The organism is Actinophytocola sp. (genome assembly GCF_050699915.1).
In the GTDB taxonomy this organism is placed as follows: Bacteria; Actinomycetota; Actinomycetes; order Mycobacteriales; family Pseudonocardiaceae; genus Actinophytocola.
In genome coordinates this window covers 7,589-26,285 of the sequence record NZ_JBOHGA010000079.1, presented here as the reverse complement: position 1 = coordinate 26,285, position 18,697 = coordinate 7,589, and the positions used below count along the sequence as shown (strand labels likewise).

Sequence of the window (18,697 nt, the reverse complement as noted above, 5' to 3'; positions counted from 1 at the left end):
GCGTCGGCGCGGAGCCCGCCTCGTACCGGCCGCGCGCGACGACCCCGGCCACCCGCTCGCCGTCCGGCATCGCCGCGGTGAGCACGTGGCCGTCCGGCGGGGGCGCGGCCGGCGGCAGCAGCGGGTCCACACGCTCGAACCGGGCGGCCTGCGCCTGCAGTAACGCGCTGCTCATGAACGCCGGCAGCGGAAGATGGCCGTCCCGGGGAACAGTGCGCCGCGTAGGGGGCTCCACTGACCCCACTCCTCGGTGTGCCCGTCGGGCCAGGTCGGCTCCACCAGGTCGAGCAGCGTCAGCCCGGCGCCGGTCAGCGCGCGGATGAAGTCGCCGAGCGTGCGGTGGTACTCGACGTAGGTGGCCCGCCCGTCGGCGTCGACCTCCACGTACGGCGTGCGGTCGAAGTACGAGCCGGTCACCCGCAGCCCGTTCGGGCCCGGGTCGTCCGGGAAGATCCAGCGCATCGGGTGCGTCACCGCGAACACCCAGGAGCCGCCGGGCCGCAGCACGCGCGCGACCTCGCCGAACAGCCCGCCGAGGTCCGCCACGAACGGCACCGCGCCGAACGCGGAGCAGGCGATGTCGAAGGACTCGCTCGCGAACGGCAGCCGCTCACCGTTGGCCCGCACCAGCGGCACGTCGAGGCCGGTGGCCTCGTTGGCCGCGGCCGCGTAGCGGAGCATGCCGGCCGACAGGTCCAGCCCGACCACCCGCGCGCCCTCGACCGCGAGCCACCGCGCGCACGGCGCCGACCCGCAGCCGACCTCGAGCACGTCACGGCCGGCGACGTCGCCGAGCAGCCGCGCATCGGCCTCGCGCAGCTTCTCCGGGCACCACATGAAGTCCGCCACGCCGAGAAAGTCGCCGTGTTCGACGTGGTAGTCGTCCGCGTCGGCGTCCCACCAGGCGCTGTTGGCCGCGACCGACTCCGCAGACGACGCCGGCCGCCGCTCGCTGCCGACCGTGCCGAGTACCCGTTCCGCGCTCCGCGCCGACGGCGCCGGTGGCTGCTCCGGATCTTGCGCAGGCAGGCTCGTCATGCTCTCCCCCTCGTGGCCGTACCTGTCCGCGTACGTGCGCGTACGTGCGGAGACGGGCCACCCAGGTTTGCCCGGCCGTCGCGCGGCCGCGTAGGATACCGCCGCGCGGTGGTTTCGCGCTGCCGTCTGTTCATCTTGCGGGAATCAGATCTGGTTGCGCGGCGTTGGCGGTGTCGTACAGGTCGTTCGGTCCGTCGGCGAACTATCCCGCCGCGCGGCGTCAATCGCAAGCTGACAACCGAAGATCCGTTGCCCATCTCTCAACTAATCCGTACCGGAGCCACCTAGCCAATGTCCACCGACACCACCACTGTCCCGGCTGAGACCGCGCCCAAGCAGCAGATCGCCGTCAACGACGTCGGGACGGGTGAGGACTTCCTCGCCGCCATCGACAAGACCATCAAGTACTTCAACGATGGTGACATCGTCGAGGGCACCATCGTGAAGGTCGACCGGGACGAGGTCCTGCTCGACATCGGCTACAAGACCGAGGGGGTCATCCCCTCTCGTGAGTTGTCGATCAAGCATGACGTCGACCCGAACGAGGTCGTCAAGGTCGGTGACGAGGTCGAGGCCCTGGTTCTCCAGAAGGAGGACAAGGAAGGCCGGCTGATCCTGTCCAAGAAGCGTGCGCAGTACGAGCGCGCGTGGGGCACGATCGAGGCTCTCAAGGAGTCCGACGAGCCGGTCAAGGGCACGGTCATCGAGGTGGTCAAGGGCGGCCTGATCCTGGACATCGGGCTGCGTGGCTTCCTGCCCGCGTCGCTGGTGGAGATGCGCCGGGTGCGCGACCTGCAGCCGTATGTGGGGCGCGAGCTCGAGGCGAAGATCATCGAGCTGGACAAGAACCGCAACAACGTGGTGCTGTCCCGCCGCGCCTGGCTGGAGCAGACCCAGTCCGAGGTGCGCAGCGAGTTCCTCAACCAGCTGCAGCGCGGTCAGGTCCGCAAGGGTGTCGTCTCCTCGATCGTCAACTTCGGTGCGTTCGTGGACCTCGGTGGCGTCGACGGTCTGGTGCACGTCTCGGAGCTGTCCTGGAAGCACATCGACCACCCGTCCGAGGTCGTCGAGGTCGGCCAGGAGGTCACCGTCGAGGTGCTGGACGTGGACATGGAGCGCGAGCGCGTGTCCCTGTCGCTGAAGGCGACCCAGGAAGACCCGTGGCGCCAGTTCGCCCGTACCCACGCGATCGGTCAGATCGTGCCGGGCAAGGTCACGAAGCTGGTTCCGTTCGGTGCGTTCGTCCGGGTGGACGAGGGCATCGAGGGCCTGGTGCACATCTCCGAGCTGGCCGAGCGTCACGTGGAGATCCCCGAGCAGGTCGTGCAGGTCGGCAACGACGTCATGGTCAAGGTCATCGACATCGACCTCGAGCGGCGCCGGATCTCGCTGTCGCTCAAGCAGGCCAACGAGGGCTTCTCGTCGGACACCGAGTTCGACCCGACCCAGTACGGCATGGCGGCCGAGTACGACCCCGAGGGCAACTACATCTACCCCGAGGGCTTCGACCCCGACACCCAGGAGTGGCAGGACGGGTTCGACACGCAGCGGGAGGAGTGGGAGCGGCAGTACGCCGAGGCCCACACCCGCTACGAGCAGCACATGGCCCAGGTCAAGAAGGCCGCCGAGGCCGAGGCGGCCGCCGAGACCGAGGGTGGTGCCGAGGCCGGCGAGGTGCCGGCCGGCGAGTACTCGTCCGGCGGTGGTGAGCCGCAGAAGAAGAGCGGCGGCACCCTGGCCAGCGACGAGCAGCTGGCAGCGCTGAGGGAGAAGCTCTCCGGCGGCGTCTGAGCCACCTGAGACCGATTCGAGGGCCTCGCCGTTATCGGCGAGGCCCTCGTTTTGTCCTACCGTGATCCGGTGCGCGCCTGGGTTCTGGTCCTCGTGCTCGTGTCGTGCTGTGCGTGTGCCACGGCGACCGAGCCGATCGTCGACCCCGAGGTGCCGGCATTCAGCACGCCCGCGCCGCCCGGCCGCGCGGAGGGGCGGCCGGTGCCCGAGACGTGCCCCGAGGTGATCACGGCGGAGGAGCTGGGCACGATCCTGGGCATGTTCGTCCGCGGCGAGGCGCAGCCGGTGGTGGGCGTGCCGCAGGAGAGCATCGGCCGCATCGCGCGGCTGGACTGCTACTTCGGCGTGCCGACCCGCCGGCCGCTGTCCACCGCGACGGTGTGGGTCGCCCTCACGAGCTACACCGACTCGCACCACGCGCAGCGTCGCCTGACGAACACGATCGCCGACGAGCGCACGGCGGGCTCCCAGGTGAACGAGGTTCCGGTCGGCCCGGACCGCGGCGTGCTGCTGCGCGGGAAGGCGTGGATGCTGGTGGCCCAGCGCGGCAGCACCACGGTCGTCGTCACCGTTCGCCCGGACCTGGTCCGAGAGGACCGCGCCGGCGCGATGCTGGGTCAACTGGCGGACAAGGCCCTCACCCCACGCGAACCGACCCCGAGCTAGGCGGCGGCCTGGGTGACGGCCGCGGTCCGAGTGCGGCGGCGAGTGGCCACCAGCGGAGCCCAAGCGCGCTCGCCGCCCACTGCTGTAACAGATCGGCTACGAGTTAGGGGTGATCACGAACGCGGTCGGGCTGACAGAATGCCGGCATGCTTCGCGTGGGCCTCACCGGCGGGATCGGTTCCGGAAAATCCACTGTGGCCGGTCGGCTGGCCGAGCACGGCGCCGTCGTGATCGACGCCGACAAGATCGCCCGCGAGGTCGTCGAGCCGGGCACCCCGGGGCTCGAACAACTGGTCGAGGCGTTCGGTCCGGACATCCTCGACCCGCACGGCGCGCTCGACCGGGCCCGCCTGGCCCAGCGGGTCTTCGCCGACGACGAGGCCCGCAAGCGGCTGAACGGCGTCGTCCACCCGCTGATCGGCAAGCGCTCCGGCGAGCTCATGGCCACCGCGGCGGACGACGCGATCATCGTGCACGACGTGCCGCTGCTGGTGGAGAACGACCTCGGCGCGGTCTACCACCTCGTGCTCGTCGTCGACGCGCCGGTTGAGACCCGGGTGCACCGCGTGGTCCGCGACCGCGGCATGTCCGAAGAGGACGCTCGGGCCCGGATCCGCGCCCAGGCGGACGAAACCGCCCGCCGCGCCGCCGCCGACGTCTGGCTCGACAACGGCGGCTCGGTCGACCAGGTCCTCGCCGAGGTGGACGCCCTGTGGGCCGACCGGCTGGTGCGCTACGAGTCCAACGTGCGGCTCGGCCACCGCAACCGCTACGGCGGCCCGCGCCTGGCCGCGCCGAACCCCGACTGGCCGGTGCGCGCGGCCCGGATCGCCGCACGCGTCCGCGCCGCGATCGACCGGCCGGACGCCCGGGTGGACCACACCGGCTCCACCGCGATCCCCGGCATGCCGGCGAAGGACGTCGTGGACATGCAGCTCACGGTCGGCTCGATGGCGGACGCCGACGCGCTCGCCGGCGAGCTCGCCGCAGCCGGCTTCCCGCGTCTGGACCTCGTCGACCACGACGAACCGAAGGACTACGAGCCCGATGTGGAGAAGTGGCGCAAGCGGCTGCACGTGTCTGCCGACCCCGGCCAGTTCGTCAACCTCCACGTCCGTACCGACGGCAGCCCGGGCTGGCGGCTGGCCCTGCTGATGCGCGACTGGCTGCGTGCCGACGCCGACGCGCACGCGGAGTACCGCGCACTCAAGAAGGAGCTGGCCCACCGCTACGCCGCCGAGGACGACACCGACAAGTACGCCGACGCGAAGGAGCCCTGGTTCGACCAGGCCGGGATCCGCGCGGAGGAGTGGGCGAAGGCCACCGGCTGGACGCCTTAGCCGCCGCGGGTGTGCATCTCCAGGTGCGGGTTCGACTTCAGCGTGGCCAGCGGGACGAACGGCAGGCGGTCGCGCTCGGCGAGCCGGTCCACCGCCCCGCGGTCCGTGCGCGCCGCCCACTTGCCGGTGATCAGCTCGCGCAGCTCGTCGAACGACGCGCCGTCGCGCAGCGGGTCGCGCAGGTTCGTGCCCTCGACGGCGTACAGGCAGCGGAACCACATGCCGTCCGCGGTCAGCCGGCTGCGGTCGCACGTGGCGCAGAACGGCTGCGTGGTCGACGAGACGATGCCGAATGTCGTGCCGTCGGGCAGCTCGAACCGGTCGGCGGGCGCCGCGTCGTTGTTGCGCAGCGGCGTGATCGAGCCGTAGTGCTCGGTCAGCCGGGACAGCATCTCCGCACGGGAGAGCACGAGGTCCTTCGACCAGTTCGTCGCCCCGCCGACGTCCATGTACTCGATGAACCGCACCTCCGCCGGCACGGTCCGCCCGAACTCGATCAGATCGGCCAGCTCGTCGTCGTTGACCCCCTGCATGGCGACCGTGTCGATCTTGGTGCCGGTGAACCCCGCCGGCGCCACGGAGGCGATCCCCTCGAGCACCGCCGCGTGGGAGTTGCGCTGCGAGAGTGTCCGCGAGCGCTCCGCCAGCAACGTGTCGAGGCTGACCGTGACCCGGCCGAGCCCGGCCGCCTTCAGCGCCGCGACGTTGTCCGCCAGCAGCACGCCGTTCGTGGTCATCGCGAGGTCCCGCAGCCCCGGCTTGCCGGACAGCATCGAGACGAGCTCGGGCAGGTCGCGGCGCAGCAGCGGCTCGCCGCCGGTGATCCGAACCTTGTCCACGCCGAGCGACATGAACACGTCGGTGAGCGTCGAGATCTCCTCGAACGTCAGCAGATCGCGCCGCGGGAGCCAGACGTACTCGGCCTCGGGCATGCAGTACCGGCACCGCAGGTTGCACCTGTCGGTGACAGAGATGCGCAGGTTGCGCAGAGGTCGCCGGTAGCGGTCGACGATGGCGTTTGCCGGCACGTCACCCAACGTATAGCGATCATCGGGCTCTCGCCAGCACGGCGATAACGTGCGGAAATCGCGCGGCTGGCGCTACCGATCGCCGAGCCGTGGATGCGGCGGAGGATCGGGCGCGGGCACGCGGATGCGGAACCATGCGGCCAGACGTGACGAATATTATCCGTGGTCGCGAAAACTCAGGTAGCCGCGTTCGTAGGCCGTGGCGACCGCCGCCGCTCGGTCCTTGACACCGAGCTTCGCGTACACGTGCAACAGGTGCGTCTTCACCGTCGCCTCGCTGATGAACAGCCGCTCGGCCGCCTCCCGGTTCGTCGAGCCCCGCGCGATCAGCCCGAGCACCTCCAGCTCGCGCTGCGACAGCGGCTCGGACGCGGGCTGGCGCATCTGGCCCATCAGCCGCGTGGCGACGGCGGGGGAGAGCACCGCCTGCCCGCGCGCGGCCGCCTCGACCGCCCGGTACAGCTCGTCGCGCGGCGCGTCCTTGAGCAGGTAGCCGGTGGCGCCCGCCTCGATCGCCGGCAGGACGTCGCTGTCCGTGTCGTAGGTCGTCAGCACCAGCACCCGCGAACGGACACCGCGCCTGGCGAGCTCGGCGATCGCGGTGACGCCGTCGACCCCGGGCATGCGCAGGTCCATCAGGACCACGTCCGGAGTCAGGCGCTCGGCGGCCGCGATCGCCTCCGCGCCGTCGGCCGCCTCGGCGAGCACCTCGAACCGCGGGTCGCCGGTGAACATGCCGCGCAGCCCGTCCCGCACCACGGGGTGGTCGTCGGCGATCACCAAGCTGATCGTCACGGTGTCCATTGTTCGCTTCGCTCCTCCGCACCGCCCGCGGGGATGGCCGGCACGCTCGCGGACACCGCCGTGCCGGCGCCCGGCTCGGACTCGATCTCCAGCCGCCCCGCGAGCCGCTGCACCCGCTGACGCATGCCGGTCAGGCCGAAGCCGCCGTTGGTGGAACCGTTGGCGCGCTTGACGTTCGGCTCGAAGCCGACGCCGTCATCGCGCACGTCGAGCGTCACCAGATCCTCCATGTAGGACAGTGTCAGGCCGACCCGGCTGGCGCGGGCGTGCTTGGCCACGTTGGCGAGCGCCTCCTGCGCGGTGCGCAGCAACGTGACCTCGACGTCCGGGTGCATCGGCCGCGCGTCGCCCGTCGTGGTCAGCACGGCCGGCACCTCGGTCACCGTCGCCCACTGCCGAGCCACCTCGCCGAGCGCCTCCGGCAACCGGGCCTGCTCGAGCGCGACCGGCTCCAGCGCGTGCACGGCACGCCGGGCCTCGGCGAGGCTGTCCCGGGCGAGCGCGGTGGCGTTGTCCAGATGTCGCCGCGGGTCCGCCGCCCGCTCGGCGGCCTGCAGCTGCGTGATGATCCCGGCCAGGCCCTGGGCGAGCGTGTCGTGGATCTCCCGGGCCATCCGCTGCCGCTCGTCGAGCACGCCCGCCTCGCGCGCCTGGACCAGCAGCTGCGCGTGCAGGCCCGCGTTCTCCTCGAGCGCCGCCTCGAGCTTGCGGTTGGCCTCGCCGAGCTCGACGAGCGCCTGCTTCTGCTTGACGTTGCGCTCCTCCGTCATGACGCCGAAGTAGAAGAACACACTGGCCACGAACCCGTTGAACGCGACGAGGATCAGCCAGCCCCACCAGGTTTCCGCGTTGATGACCGCCGGACCGCCGATCTGCGCCGTGCCCGACAGCGTCGCCGTGGCGGCGACCCCGACGTAGCGCCACCGGCCGGCGAGACAGTCGGCCGCGTGTGGGTAGCCGAGGAACGCCAGGATCCCGAAGAACGGGGAGACGAACAGCAACGACAAGGCGATCAGGACGAAGCCGACGTAGTAAACGGCCATCAACCGGCGGCGGCCGCGCCACTCGGGGTGCGACGTGTGGAACCAGGCGATCCACCCGAGGGCCAGGCTCGACAGACCGATGGCGACCGGGCGGTTGACCGGCAGCCCGACGAACGGCTGCAGCATCGCGATCAGCACGGACACACCGAGCAAGAAGTAGGGGAGCCAGCGCTGGACCTTGGTCTCCTTGTGCTCCCAGCGGTCGAACTCCGCGGCCAGGTCCGCCTCGGTCACGTCCCCACCTACTCCCAGCGGAAGTACCGCGCGGCAAGCCCACCGGCCACCACGGTCCACCCCAGCATGACCGCCACGTGCAGCAGTTGAGGCCAGTGACCTGCGGCGGCGTCGGCCAATGATTGCACGCCGGCACCCAGCGGAGTGAAGTCGCTGATCCGCCGCAGCACCTCCGGCATCACCTCCCGTGGCGCCCACAGGCCCGCGAAGAAGACCATCGGGAAGAACAGCACCGACCCGATCGCGCCCGCGCCCCGCGCGCTCGGTGCGAGCGACGCCAGAAGCAGCCCGATCGAGAGCATGGAGACGACGGTGAGCACGTAGCTCAGCACGTAGCCGGCGGCCTGCGTGGGCAGTTCGACGTCGAAGGCGAGCCGACCGATCGCGAGCAGCACGACCAGCACGATCACCGAGACGATGGTGCACATCAGCAGTTGCGCGCCCAGCAGGAACGCCGGTCGAACCGGCGTGGTGCGCATCCGCCGCAGGATGCCCTTCTCGCGGTACGTGGCGAACATCTGCGGCAGCGCGCTGAGCGCCATCAGGGCCAGCGCCATCGCGATGACGATCGGTGTGTAGAGGCTGATCATCCGGAGGCCGCCGAGGTCGGGGTTGGGCTCGCGGAACGACGGCACGAGTCCGAAGATCACCAGCAGGGCCGGCGGGAACACGAGCATGAAGAACACAGCGGCGGGCTCACGCAGGAACAGCTTGGTCTCGGTGAGCGTGAGCCGGGACAGGGTGTGCACGGGGACTCCTCAGGTGTCGATCTTGCGGCCGGTGAGGGCGACGAACGCGTCGTCCAATGTGGACTGCTCCATCCGCAGTTCCGCGGCGACGACCTGGTTGCGTGCGAGCACGGACGTGACGGCGTGCAGCAGGTTCCCGGTGCCGGTGACCACCAGCTGGCCGCCCGCGTGCTCCACGGCCGACACCTCGGGCAGGCTCGTGAGCAGCGCGTGATCGACGGGCGTGGACGGGCGGAACCGGATCCGCTGCATATCGTCCACTGTGGACACCAGGCCGGCCGGCGTGTCGATCGCGACGAGCTTGCCTGAGTCGATCACGGCGATCCGGTCGCAGAGCCGCTCGGCCTCCGCCATGAAGTGGGTGACCAGCAGGATCGTGACGCCACGGGCGCGGATGCCCTCGATCAGGTCCCATGCGTCGCGGCGGGCCTGCGGGTCCAGTCCGGTGGTGAGCTCGTCGAGAACCGCCACCCGCGGCGAGCCGACCAGCGCGAGCGCGATCGACAGCCGCTGCTTCTGCCCGCCGGACAGGCGGCGGAACTGGGCGTCGCGCTTGCCCGCGAGTCCCAGGACGTCCAGCAGCTGTCGCCAGTCGGCCGGTTCGCGGTAGAAGGAGCTGTAGAGCTCCATCGCCTCGCCGACCCGCAGCTTGTCCGGCAGCTCGCTCTCCTGCAGCTGCGCGCCGAGCAGCTGTTTGAGCTCGCCGGCGTCGCGTCGCGGGTCGAGGCCGCAGACCCGGACGGTGCCGGCGTCGGGCCGGCGCAGTCCCTCGACGGACTCCACGGTCGTGGTCTTCCCGGCGCCGTTCGGGCCCAGGATGCCGAAGATCTCCCCCTCGTCCACCGCGAAGGACACGTCGTCCACCGCGGTGTGCTCGCCGTAGCGCTTGACGAGGCCGTCTACCTCGATGATTGCCATGCGTCGAGCGTGCTCGCGCGGGGCACCCCGGCGAATCGCCCAGCCGGCCAGGGCTCGGCGAAGCTGCGGTGGGTCAGTCCATCAACCGATCGGTGGACCCTCGATCAGTACGGCGGCCAGACGTCGAAGATGTGCTTGTAGGCGAGCCAGCCGCTCAGGTCGTGGCGGAACCGGCTGAGCTCCTCGAGTGTCTTGTGCACCGTGCAGAGCGCGAGGTCGGCGTCGCCGGCCAGCAGTATGCGGCCGGCGACCGCGGCGGCGAACTCCTCGCAGCGGACGATCCGCGCGGTGGTGCCGCCGGGCGCGGCCAGGCCGATCAGCAGGTCGGTCGTCTTCCAGTACCGGCCGTCGCTCGACGCGCGCACGGCGGTCAGCACGCTCGGGCCTGCCTTGGCATGCCGGGAGCGCGGGCGCTGATGGGTGAGGCGGAGGTTCAGCTCCGGCAGCAGCCAGGTGACCTCGGCGTCATGGAAGGGATCTTCCGGAGTGGGGCACTCGGTGCGCAGTCCCCAGCGCTCCACCTGGCAGGTGCGCAGGCGGCGGGTGGTCCCGGAGGAGACGTAGCTGCGCGACGACGTGAAGGTGTCGACGATGTCTACGAGCTGAGGGGTGATCGCCGTGGCCACGGGTCCAGAGCGTAGCCGTCAGCATGCTGTCGGTGATGAGTGGGTGCGATTCGTTATGTAACGACTCGTAAGCAAAACGGTATCGATCGTGTATCGGTATCACTCGATGGATGGATGGCTATTGACTAACAGAATCTACCCATCGTGCCAGGTCAACGGGATCTTGAGCCACGCCTCGACGTCGTAGCCGGCGGCGGCGATGCCCTCGACCGCCGCGAAGGTTCGCTCGAACGCGCGTTGCGCCGTTCGGTCGTCGAGCAGCCCTTCGGAGCGGGCGGCGAGGACCTCGTCCGTGTCGAGCACCTGGAGGTCCTTCCCGTCGCGGACGAGGAGGTCGAGGTAGAGGTCGGTCGTCCGCCACACCGCGCCGGGCTCGATGTCGACGATGTCGATGTACACGTCGTGGTCGAGCCGCTGGCCCGGGTGCGCGAGCCAGCGGCCCACCCGCAGACCGTGCTCGGGCAGCAGCCACGAGCGGAAGTAGCCGATGTTCGGGTGACCGTCCAGCGGCCGCGCCATGTAGAGCCCGAAGTCGGTCTGCCGGTAGACGTCGACCGCGCGCACGAAGCCCTTGGGATCGGTGTTGGTCATGCCGGCGACGTCGAAGAGCTCGATCTTGGGCGGGTGCACCAGGCCAGCGTGGCACGGGCCCGGTCCTCGCCGCATCCTGCCTGGCTGACCTGCGTGAACCCGTTTTTGTCGGAGGGCCCGCGTAACCTTCTTTTCGTGGCAGTGGTGACGGCAAGCTCCCAGCATCGGCCCATCGGTGACATCCCGCGCACCGACGGCAGGTTCCAGATGGTCAGCGATTACCAGCCGGCCGGCGACCAGCCGGCGGCGATCGACGAGCTCGAGCGACGGCTGGGCGCCGCCGAGACGGACGTCGTGCTGCTGGGCGCCACCGGAACGGGCAAGTCGGCAACCACGGCCTGGCTCATCGAGCGCCTGCAGCGGCCGACGTTGCTGATCGCGCCGAACAAGACGCTCGCCGCCCAGCTGGCCAACGAGCTGCGCGAGTTCTTCCCGAACAACGCGGTCGAGTACTTCGTCAGCTACTACGACTACTACCAGCCGGAGGCGTACGTCCCGCAGACGGACACCTACATCGAGAAGGACTCGTCGGTCAACGAGGACGTCGAGCGGCTGCGGCACTCCGCCACGTGGAGCCTGCTGTCCCGGCGAGACGTCATCGTGGTCGCGTCGGTGTCCTGCATCTACGGCCTGGGCAGCCCGCAGGAGTACCTCGACCGGACGATCGCGCTCGAGGTCGGCCAGGAGGTCGAGCGGGAAGTGCTGCTGCGCGCGCTCGTCGACACGCAGTACACCCGCAACGACGTGTCGTTCAGCCGCGGCTCGTTCCGCGTGCGGGGCGACACCGTCGAGATCATCCCGGCGTACGAGGAGCTGGCCATCCGGATCGAGTTCTTCGGCGACGAGGTCGAGGCGCTCTACTACCTGCATCCGGTGACCGGCGACGTGATCCGGCAGGTGGAGAAGATCCGGATCTCGCCGGCCACCCACTACGTGGCGGGGCCCGAACGGATGGAGCGGGCGATCCGGGCCATCGAGGCGGAGCTGGAGGAGCAGCTCGCCACGATGGAGAAGCAGGGCAGGCTGCTGGAGGCGCAGCGGCTGCGCATGCGGACCGCGTACGACATCGAGATGATGCGCCAGGTCGGGTTCTGCTCGGGGATCGAGAACTACTCGCGGCACATCGACCACCGCGGGCCGGGCACCGCGCCGGCCACGCTGCTCGACTACTTCCCCGATGACTTCCTTCTGGTCATCGACGAGTCGCACGTGACGGTGCCGCAGGTCGGCGGCATGTACGAGGGCGACATGTCCCGCAAGCGCACGCTCGTGGAGCACGGCTTCCGGCTGCCGTCGGCCATGGACAACCGCCCGCTCACGTGGGAGGAGTTCCAGGACCGGATCGGGCAGACGGTGTACCTGTCGGCGACGCCGGGCCCGTACGAGATGGGCCAGACCGGCGGCGAGTTCGTGGAGCAGGTGATCCGTCCGACGGGCCTGATCGACCCGGAGGTGATCGTCAAGCCGACCGAGGGGCAGATCGACGACCTGGTGCACGAGATCCGGGTACGCGCGGAGCGCGACGAGCGGGTGCTGGTCACGACGCTGACGAAGAAGATGTCCGAGGACCTCACGGACTATCTGTTGGAGCTGGGCATCCGGGTCCGGTACCTGCACTCCGAAGTGGACACTCTGCGCCGCGTGGAGCTGCTGCGCCAGCTGCGGCTGGGGGAGTTCGACGTGCTGGTCGGCATCAACCTGCTCCGCGAGGGCCTGGACCTCCCGGAGGTCTCGCTGGTGTCGATCCTCGACGCGGACAAGGAGGGCTTCCTGCGGTCGGGCACGAGCCTGGTGCAGACGATCGGCCGCGCCGCCCGAAACGTGTCGGGCCAGGTCCACATGTACGCCGACAGGATCACCGACTCGATGCGACACGCGATCGACGAGACCAACCGCAGGCGAGACAAGCAGACCGCGTACAACGAGGAGCGGGGCATCGACCCGCAGCCGCTGCGCAAGAAGATCGCCGACATCCTCGACCGGGTGTACAACGAGGCGGAGGACGCCGACGCGGAGACCGTGCCGATCGGTGGCTCGGGCCGCAACGCCTCGCGAGGCCGCCGAGCCGCGGGCGAACCGGGCGGCCGCTCCTCGGGCGTGTACGTGAAGGAGAACGTGGGCTCGATGGCCCGCTCCGAGCTGGCGGACCTGGTCCAACAGCTGACGGACCAGATGATGAACGCCGCCCGAGACCTCCAGTTCGAGCTGGCAGCCCGCCTACGCGACGAGATCGCCGACCTGAAGAAGGAACTTCGAGGAATGGACGCGGCAGGCGTCAAGTAGGTCTTCGGCTTCGTCTGGCTGCTGTGTTGGGGGCCGGGGGAGGTGGTGGTCTCCGCACGGGTTTGGCATGTTGGTCCGGTTCCCGAGGCGGCCGCCATTCGCGTTCGTTGCGGCGCCACCTCCTGTCGAGACTCGCGTTGGTCGATTCCACCCCTTTTCAGGCAGTTGTCCGCACTGCGGTCGGGTCGCCGGGATCACCTGTCCGGCCGCCCACAGGCGACTTCGCCCATCTGCCAACTCGGGTTCGTCGGATTCCTCACCTGCGGTCACCGGGTTTCGTCTAGAAAGGTCCCATGATCTGGAGCCGTGTCCGGTGACCGCATCCACCTACAGCGACCCGGCCGCCGAGCCGGCTGAGCGGCCTCGGGCACCCATCGCCGCCGCCGTTGTCGTGGTCGCGGCGTTGCACACCGGGGCGGGGGCGGTCGCGGTGTCGTCCGTGCTGAGCTCCGATCTCGTCCGGGTGCTCATCGCGCTCGTGCTGCTCCTCGGCGGGTGGTGGGTCAGCCGAAGGGCTCGCGACCGGCACAACCCCGCGACGCTCGCGATCGGCTCGCACGTGCTGCGTGGCGTCGGCACCTCGTACGTCGTGCTGGGGGCCTACCTCGCCGGGTTCGCCCTGCTGACCTCCTCCATCCCCGACGTGCCGGTCTTCTCCAGCGAGGACGCCGGACCATCGCCGACCGCGACCGTGCTCATGGTCTACGGCCTCCCGGCGATCGCCCTGCTCGCCGTCGCCACGACCGGCATGCGCGCCTGGACCGCCGGCGCGGGCGCGATCCTCCCGATGATCGCCGTCCTGCTGTTGGCCAACGGCGGCGCCTCCGCGGCCACCGTCTCGGTGACGATGCTCGTCGTCGGCTTGGTGCTCGCGGTCGTCGTCGTGCGCGCGCCGGGTGGGGCCGCTTGGGGCAACCTGGCGTCGGCAGCCGCGGCGATGGCCACCTCGTTCGCGTTCGGCGCCGGCACCTCACCGTTCGGCACCCTCGGTGCGACCCAGCTCGCCGGCGCGGCCGGGTCGAGCCCGTCCGGCACCCTGGGCGCGGGCGCCCTCATCGCCGTGCTGGCCGGTGCGCTGCTGGTGGCCGCGATCCTCCTGCTGACCGCCGTCGCTCGCCGCGACCTCGCCGGCGGCGTGCTCGTCGCAGCGATCTTCACGATGCCGCCGGTCTTCCTGTCCACCTGGCTGCCGCCCCAAAGCCGCTGGCCAACCGAGGCGATGGTGGCCCTCGCGGGAGCCCCGGCCCTGGTGGCGCTGGTGGCGATGGCCGCGATCCGCTCACGCCGCATCCGCGACGCCCTGATCGCCGCCCTCCCTGCCCCCGCCCCACGACCGGCCAAGCCACCGATAACCATCGACCCGCCCGTCGATGGCGACCAGCCACCCGACACCGACCCGACCGCACCACCGTCCGGTGCCCATCCCGCCGACTCCCCGCCGCCTCCCGACTTCGAGCCCGCCGGCTCCGATCAAACCCAGAGGCCCACTCCCTACCCCCGCACTCCCCGCCGCCCCTCGAGCGCCATCGCCGCGGCAGCCTGTGCGGTCATCGTCGCCACCGCCGCCGTGGTCTTCGTCGTCCTCGCCCTGCCCGTGTTCGGCTGGGACATGCGCGCCCAAGGGGCCGTCGCGCTCCTCGTGCTCGTCGGCGCCGCCGCGCTCGCCTACTGGCTGCCCGCCACCCCGGGCGCGGCCGGCGCCATCGTCGCGCTCCTCGGGCTCGGGCTCGCCTCCCCGTGGGGCCGCCTCCTCGGCGGCGACTGGGCCAGCGCCAGCCAAGCCGACCGCATCATCATCGGCGTGCTCGAGATCGGCGTCGCCGTCGCGCTCGCCGTGGTCCTCACCCGCCGGCACCCGCGCCCCGGCGTGTACGCGGCCGCCGCGTACACGCTCGCCGGGTCGTTGGCCGCCTTCCTCGGCGCCCTGCTGTTCGACCCCGTCGACCTCGGCCCTTCCGACCGGAACGACGACTTCGTCGCGATCGTGATCCTCGTGCTCCCTCTCCTGCTGCTCGGCCTCGCGGCCGCGGTCGCCCTCCTCCGCGGGCGCATAGCCATCGGCCAGGCGGTCGGCGCTGTCGTGTTCGCCGCCGCCGGGTTCCTGCCGCTGAAGGTCCTCGCCGGCGCGTTCTCCGACGGCGGTGTCGACGGCTTCGCCCTGCAGTTCGCGTTGACCCCGCTGACACCCACCGACTGGCTCGGGCTGAGCGTCGCCTTCGACGACGGCACCGGCCCGACACTCGTCGCCGCGCTCGTCATGGTCCTGCTCGCGCTCGCGATGGCAACCTCCCTCGCGACGCGGCCGCACGCACCGCTGGCCGGCGCGGTCGCCCTCCTGTTGCTGGCCGCCGTCCAGACCTCGCTACTAACGGTGCTGGACGCGAGCAGCGCCGAGGACGCCGCGCTGCTCGGCCAGGTCCTCGGCGGCCTCTCCGCGCTGACCGCCGTGATCGCGGTCGCCACGGCGGCCAACGCGGCCCGCCGCGGCTGACTGTCACGAACCAACCGCGAGCCCCGTCCTGGAAGAAAGTCACCAGGAGGGAACCGATGAACATCGCACTCTGGACCGGACAGATCCTGCTCGCGTTCATCTGCGTCGTGTCCGGCTCGATGAAGTCCACCCAGAGCCGCGAGCGGATGATCCAGACCGGCCAGACCGCCGCCAAGATCGTCCCGCTGCCCTACATGCGGACGGCGGGCGTGTCCGAGCTCTTCGCCGTGCTCGGGCTGATCCTGCCGTGGGCGACCGGCGTCGCGCGCGTGCTGACGCCGCTCGCCGCCGTCGGGTTCGGTCTCGTCATGATCCTCGCCGCGACCGTCCACACGCGACTCCGCGAGCCGCGCAACGTGGCCACCAACATGGGCATCCTCGCGGTGTGCGTGTTCGTCTCGATAGGACGGTTCGCCGAGCTGTGAGCCAGTCCTACAGCAGCGCCAGTCCGGCCGCGAACTCCTCGAAGGCGCGGTCGAGCACCACGCGGAGGTCGGCGTCGGGGCGGCGCGCCCAGTCGAGCACCATCAGCAGCAGCGCCCCGAACATCGCGCCGACCGCGTTGCGCACCGCCACATCGTCCGCCGCGCGGCCGAGGCGCCGGGCGCTCAGCTCGACCATCGTGTCGAGGGTAGTGACGACGTTGCCCTGCGAGGCCGCCCACAGCTCGGGCACGGTCAGGATCAGCAGCATGCGCTCGCGCTCGCTCGCCATGTCCGCGTCGGTCATCCGCTCGAACGCGACCCGCATCGCCGCGCGCCAGGCGCCCGCGAGGCCGAGCTCGGGTGGCTGGTCCTCGAACGCGGCGAAGATCACCGGGTCGACCTCGTCGGTCGTGACGAGGTCGTCCTTGGTGGCGAAGTAGCGGAACACGGTGCTCGGCGAGACCTCCGCAGCCTCGGCGATCTGCTCGACGGTCGTCGCCGCGTAGCCCTGCTCGCGGAACAGACGGATGGCGTGCTGCTGGATGGCGATCTTGGTCTTCGCCTTCTTGCGCTCACGCAGCCCACTCACGACACCGATTCTGCTTCTGCGGCCCGCGCGGCGGCCACCCGGGGGGCGCGGGCCGGCAGGAACGCGACGGTCAGCAGCACACCGAGCACGGCCACCGCGACCGACACCCACAGCATCTGTTCGAGCCCGGCGACGAACGCGGACCGCACGTTCGACAGGAGTTCCGGCGACCCGAGCCGGCCGGCGACCTCGACGCCGGCGTACACGCTCTCCCGCGTCGCGCTCACCGCCTGCGCGGGCAGGCCGGTCACGTCCAGCCGGTCGACGTAGCCCGAGTTCAGCACGCTGCCGAGGATCGCGGCGGCCAGCGGCGTGCCGAGCTTCTGCACGGCCTGCATGAGCGCCGACGCGACGCCGGCCCGCTCGGTGGAGATCGCGGCGAGCGCGGCCGAGGACGCGGTGGCGAGCGCGAGGCCGGCTCCGACGCCGCCGAGCGCCGTCCACGTCGCCGCGAGGCCGTACCCGCTCGCCGCCGTGGTCGTGGTCGCGAGCACCAGCGCCGCGCCGAGAACCACGAAGCCGGCCGACACGGTGATCTTCGCGCCCAGCCGGTCGGCGACCCGGTCGGCCAGTCCGGCGCCGATCATCATGCCGGCGAGCAGCGGCAGCAGCCGGATCCCGCTGCCCATCGCGTCGGCGCCGAGCACGGCCTGGAAGTACTGCGGGGTCGCGAACAGCAGGCCGAAGAAGGCGAAGACGCCGAGGCCGGCGATGATCGTGCCCCAGGTGAACCGCGCCGAGCCGAACAGTGTCACGTCGGCCAGCGTGCGGCCGGGCCGGCGGCGGTGCAGCCCGCGTTCCCAGCCGGCGAAGACGAGCAGCAGGCCCGCGCCGCCGAGCATGCCGCCGAGTGCGCCGGCCGAGCCCCAGCCGTCCTGCCCGGCTCGGACGAGGCCGTACGTCAGCACGCCGAGGCCCGCGCTCGACGTGAGCACGCCGACCGGGTCCAGCGCCGGCGGAGTGTCGCTGCGCGACTCGGGCAGCAGGATGACCACCGCGACGATCGCCAGCGCGATGATCGGAAGGTTCATCAGGAAGACCCAGCCCCACCAGAAGTTCGACAGGATCCAGCCGCCGACGATCGGCCCGAGCGGCAGCGCGACGAAGTTGGCCGCGGCCCAGATGCCGACCGCGCGCGGCCGCTCCTCGGCGGTGAACAGGACCGCGATGCCGGACAGCACGAGCGGGATCACGAGCGCCGCGCCCAGCCCGAGCACCGCCTGCGCGGCGATGAACATGCCGGGCGTGGTCGACAGTGCGGCCAGCACGGATCCGCCCGCGTACCCGACGAGGGCGATGAGCAGCAGCCGCTTGCGCCCGAACCGGTCGCCGAGCAGCCCGCCGGGGAGGACGCCGGCGGCGAGCACGAGCGTGTAGGCGGAGACGAACCACTGCAGGTCGGCGGCGTCGGCACGCAGCGCCGTGGCGAGGGTCGGCAGCGCGACGCTGAGGATCGTCGCGGGGAGCGCGACCGCTAGGACGACGAGGCTCAGGGCGCCGAGCGCCCACCACCTGCGCGCGCCAGGGACAGTCATGACAGTCAACCTCATTTCGATAGTGAAATATGAAATAAGAGTAGACTGTCAGATTGGAGTTGGCGAGGAACCGCCACCGAGGTGCGGAAGATGGCTCGGCAGACAGGCGTGGCCAAGCAAGCGCGGCGGGCTGGCACAGCGGCGGGCCACGGCAGACAGGCGCGGCGGAAGGCGCGGCGGAAGGCGCGGCGGAAGGCGCGGCGGGAAGGCGCGGCGGGAAGGCGCGGCGGGAAGAGGCTCGGCAGCTGGGCGTGGCACACGAGTGCGGGGCGGAAGCTCGGCAGGCAGGCGCGGCAGGCGAATGTGGCAGGCGAATGTGGCGGGGAGGCGCGGCCGGCGAGTGCGGCAGGCACGCCCCAGGTGAGTGGGGCGGGTGCGTGGCGGACGGCGATCGGGCAGTTGCCGGTCGGCGGGTGCGGCTCACGGGCCAGGCAGGCGGGACAGGGGTCGGCGCGGGCGAGCAGGGCGAGTAGGCGATGCAGGGGCGACCGCGGGTGCGAAAAGCGGAGAGCGCGGGCGCTGGGAAGGGTGGCGGGGGCGGGGGGG

16 protein-coding genes are annotated in these 18,697 nt (G+C 71.1%); 6 read left to right on the top strand and 10 right to left on the bottom strand.

All coding sequences use genetic code 11. The features are described from left to right. Nucleotides 1-171: 171 nt before the first annotated feature. Nucleotides 172-1,038, bottom strand: a complete 867-nt coding sequence (locus ACRDSK_RS16295; RefSeq protein WP_431441833.1) for a class I SAM-dependent methyltransferase — start codon at nt 1,036-1,038, stop codon at nt 172-174. Between the two features lie 291 nt (nt 1,039-1,329). Here ACRDSK_RS16295 and rpsA point away from each other — a divergent pair, with 291 nt between their 5' ends. The 3 genes from rpsA to coaE all read left to right on the top strand — a co-directional run bounded on the left by rpsA (nt 1,330) and on the right by coaE (nt 4,835). Continuing rightward, the gene (rpsA, locus tag ACRDSK_RS16290; protein ID WP_431441832.1) at nt 1,330-2,829 is read left to right on the top strand and encodes a 30S ribosomal protein S1; all 1,500 of its coding nucleotides are present in this window, start codon (nt 1,330-1,332) and stop codon (nt 2,827-2,829) included. A gap of 69 nt (nt 2,830-2,898) precedes the next feature. Next, the gene (locus tag ACRDSK_RS16285) at nt 2,899-3,495 is read left to right on the top strand and encodes a hypothetical protein (protein WP_431441830.1); all 597 of its coding nucleotides are present in this window, start codon (nt 2,899-2,901) and stop codon (nt 3,493-3,495) included. A 146-nt stretch (nt 3,496-3,641) separates the two neighbouring features. Further along, entirely contained in the window at nt 3,642-4,835 is a 1,194-nt protein-coding gene (gene coaE, locus ACRDSK_RS16280) for a dephospho-CoA kinase (RefSeq protein WP_431441828.1), read from the top strand. Here the strand turns inward: coaE and moaA are convergent. The 7 genes from moaA to ACRDSK_RS16245 form a co-directional block, all read right to left on the bottom strand. Beyond that, nucleotides 4,832-5,863, bottom strand: coding sequence for a GTP 3',8-cyclase MoaA (gene moaA, locus ACRDSK_RS16275; protein WP_431441826.1), 1,032 nt, complete (start codon nt 5,861-5,863; stop codon nt 4,832-4,834). The genes coaE and moaA overlap by 4 nt on opposite strands. 156 nt (nt 5,864-6,019) lie before the next feature. Beyond that, nucleotides 6,020-6,658 (bottom strand): response regulator, encoded by a 639-nt coding sequence (locus tag ACRDSK_RS16270; RefSeq protein ID WP_431441825.1) that lies wholly within the window; start codon nt 6,656-6,658, stop codon nt 6,020-6,022. Further along, nucleotides 6,655-7,944 carry a sensor histidine kinase gene (locus ACRDSK_RS16265; protein ID WP_431441823.1) on the bottom strand — a complete coding sequence of 430 codons (1,290 nt, stop codon included), beginning with the start codon at nt 7,942-7,944 and terminating at the stop codon, nt 6,655-6,657. The genes ACRDSK_RS16270 and ACRDSK_RS16265 overlap by 4 nt, the downstream gene beginning before the upstream one ends. Before the next feature lie 8 nt (nt 7,945-7,952). After that, nucleotides 7,953-8,693 (bottom strand): ABC transporter permease, encoded by a 741-nt coding sequence (locus tag ACRDSK_RS16260; RefSeq protein WP_431441822.1) that lies wholly within the window; start codon nt 8,691-8,693, stop codon nt 7,953-7,955. A 9-nt stretch (nt 8,694-8,702) separates the two neighbouring features. Continuing rightward, nucleotides 8,703-9,611: an ABC transporter ATP-binding protein gene (locus ACRDSK_RS16255; protein WP_431441821.1), complete on the bottom strand. Its 909-nt coding sequence runs from the start codon at nt 9,609-9,611 to the stop codon at nt 8,703-8,705. Between the two features lie 104 nt (nt 9,612-9,715). Then, on the bottom strand, nt 9,716-10,237 hold the full coding sequence (locus ACRDSK_RS16250) for a DUF402 domain-containing protein (protein WP_431441819.1): 522 nt from the start codon (nt 10,235-10,237) through the stop codon (nt 9,716-9,718). A gap of 135 nt (nt 10,238-10,372) precedes the next feature. Then, entirely contained in the window at nt 10,373-10,867 is a 495-nt protein-coding gene (locus ACRDSK_RS16245) for a DUF402 domain-containing protein (RefSeq protein WP_431441817.1), read from the bottom strand. 96 nt (nt 10,868-10,963) lie between these two features. Between ACRDSK_RS16245 and uvrB the strand changes: the two genes are divergently transcribed. The 3 genes from uvrB (at nt 10,964) to ACRDSK_RS16230 (ending at nt 16,027) form a co-directional block, all read left to right on the top strand. Beyond that, entirely contained in the window at nt 10,964-13,111 is a 2,148-nt protein-coding gene (gene uvrB, locus ACRDSK_RS16240; RefSeq protein ID WP_431441815.1) for an excinuclease ABC subunit UvrB, read from the top strand. A gap of 313 nt (nt 13,112-13,424) precedes the next feature. Continuing rightward, on the top strand, nt 13,425-15,602 hold the full coding sequence (locus tag ACRDSK_RS16235; protein ID WP_431441814.1) for a hypothetical protein: 2,178 nt from the start codon (nt 13,425-13,427) through the stop codon (nt 15,600-15,602). A gap of 56 nt (nt 15,603-15,658) precedes the next feature. Next, nucleotides 15,659-16,027, top strand: coding sequence for a DoxX family protein (locus ACRDSK_RS16230; RefSeq protein ID WP_431441813.1), 369 nt, complete (start codon nt 15,659-15,661; stop codon nt 16,025-16,027). A 7-nt stretch (nt 16,028-16,034) separates the two neighbouring features. Here the strand turns inward: ACRDSK_RS16230 and ACRDSK_RS16225 are convergent, their stop codons facing one another. Together ACRDSK_RS16225 and ACRDSK_RS16220 are read right to left on the bottom strand one after the other, a co-directional pair. Beyond that, nucleotides 16,035-16,616 (bottom strand): TetR family transcriptional regulator, encoded by a 582-nt coding sequence (locus ACRDSK_RS16225; RefSeq protein WP_431441811.1) that lies wholly within the window; start codon nt 16,614-16,616, stop codon nt 16,035-16,037. Next, nucleotides 16,613-18,151, bottom strand: a complete 1,539-nt coding sequence (locus tag ACRDSK_RS16220; RefSeq protein WP_431441809.1) for an MFS transporter — start codon at nt 18,149-18,151, stop codon at nt 16,613-16,615. The genes ACRDSK_RS16225 and ACRDSK_RS16220 overlap by 4 nt, the downstream gene beginning before the upstream one ends. Between the last annotated feature and the right edge of the window lie 546 nt (nt 18,152-18,697).

Coding starts and splice junctions, on each gene's coding strand:
- coaE (WP_431441828.1), top strand. CDS start 3,642: ATGCTTCGCGTGGGCCTCACCGGCGGGATCGGTTCCGGAAAATCCACT.
- ACRDSK_RS16295 (WP_431441833.1), bottom strand. CDS start 1,038: ATGACGAGCCTGCCTGCGCAAGATCCGGAGCAGCCACCGGCGCCGTCG.
- ACRDSK_RS16255 (WP_431441821.1), bottom strand. CDS start 9,611: ATGGCAATCATCGAGGTAGACGGCCTCGTCAAGCGCTACGGCGAGCAC.
- ACRDSK_RS16220 (WP_431441809.1), bottom strand. CDS start 18,151: ATGACTGTCCCTGGCGCGCGCAGGTGGTGGGCGCTCGGCGCCCTGAGC.
- ACRDSK_RS16230 (WP_431441813.1), top strand. CDS start 15,659: ATGAACATCGCACTCTGGACCGGACAGATCCTGCTCGCGTTCATCTGC.
- rpsA (WP_431441832.1), top strand. CDS start 1,330: ATGTCCACCGACACCACCACTGTCCCGGCTGAGACCGCGCCCAAGCAG.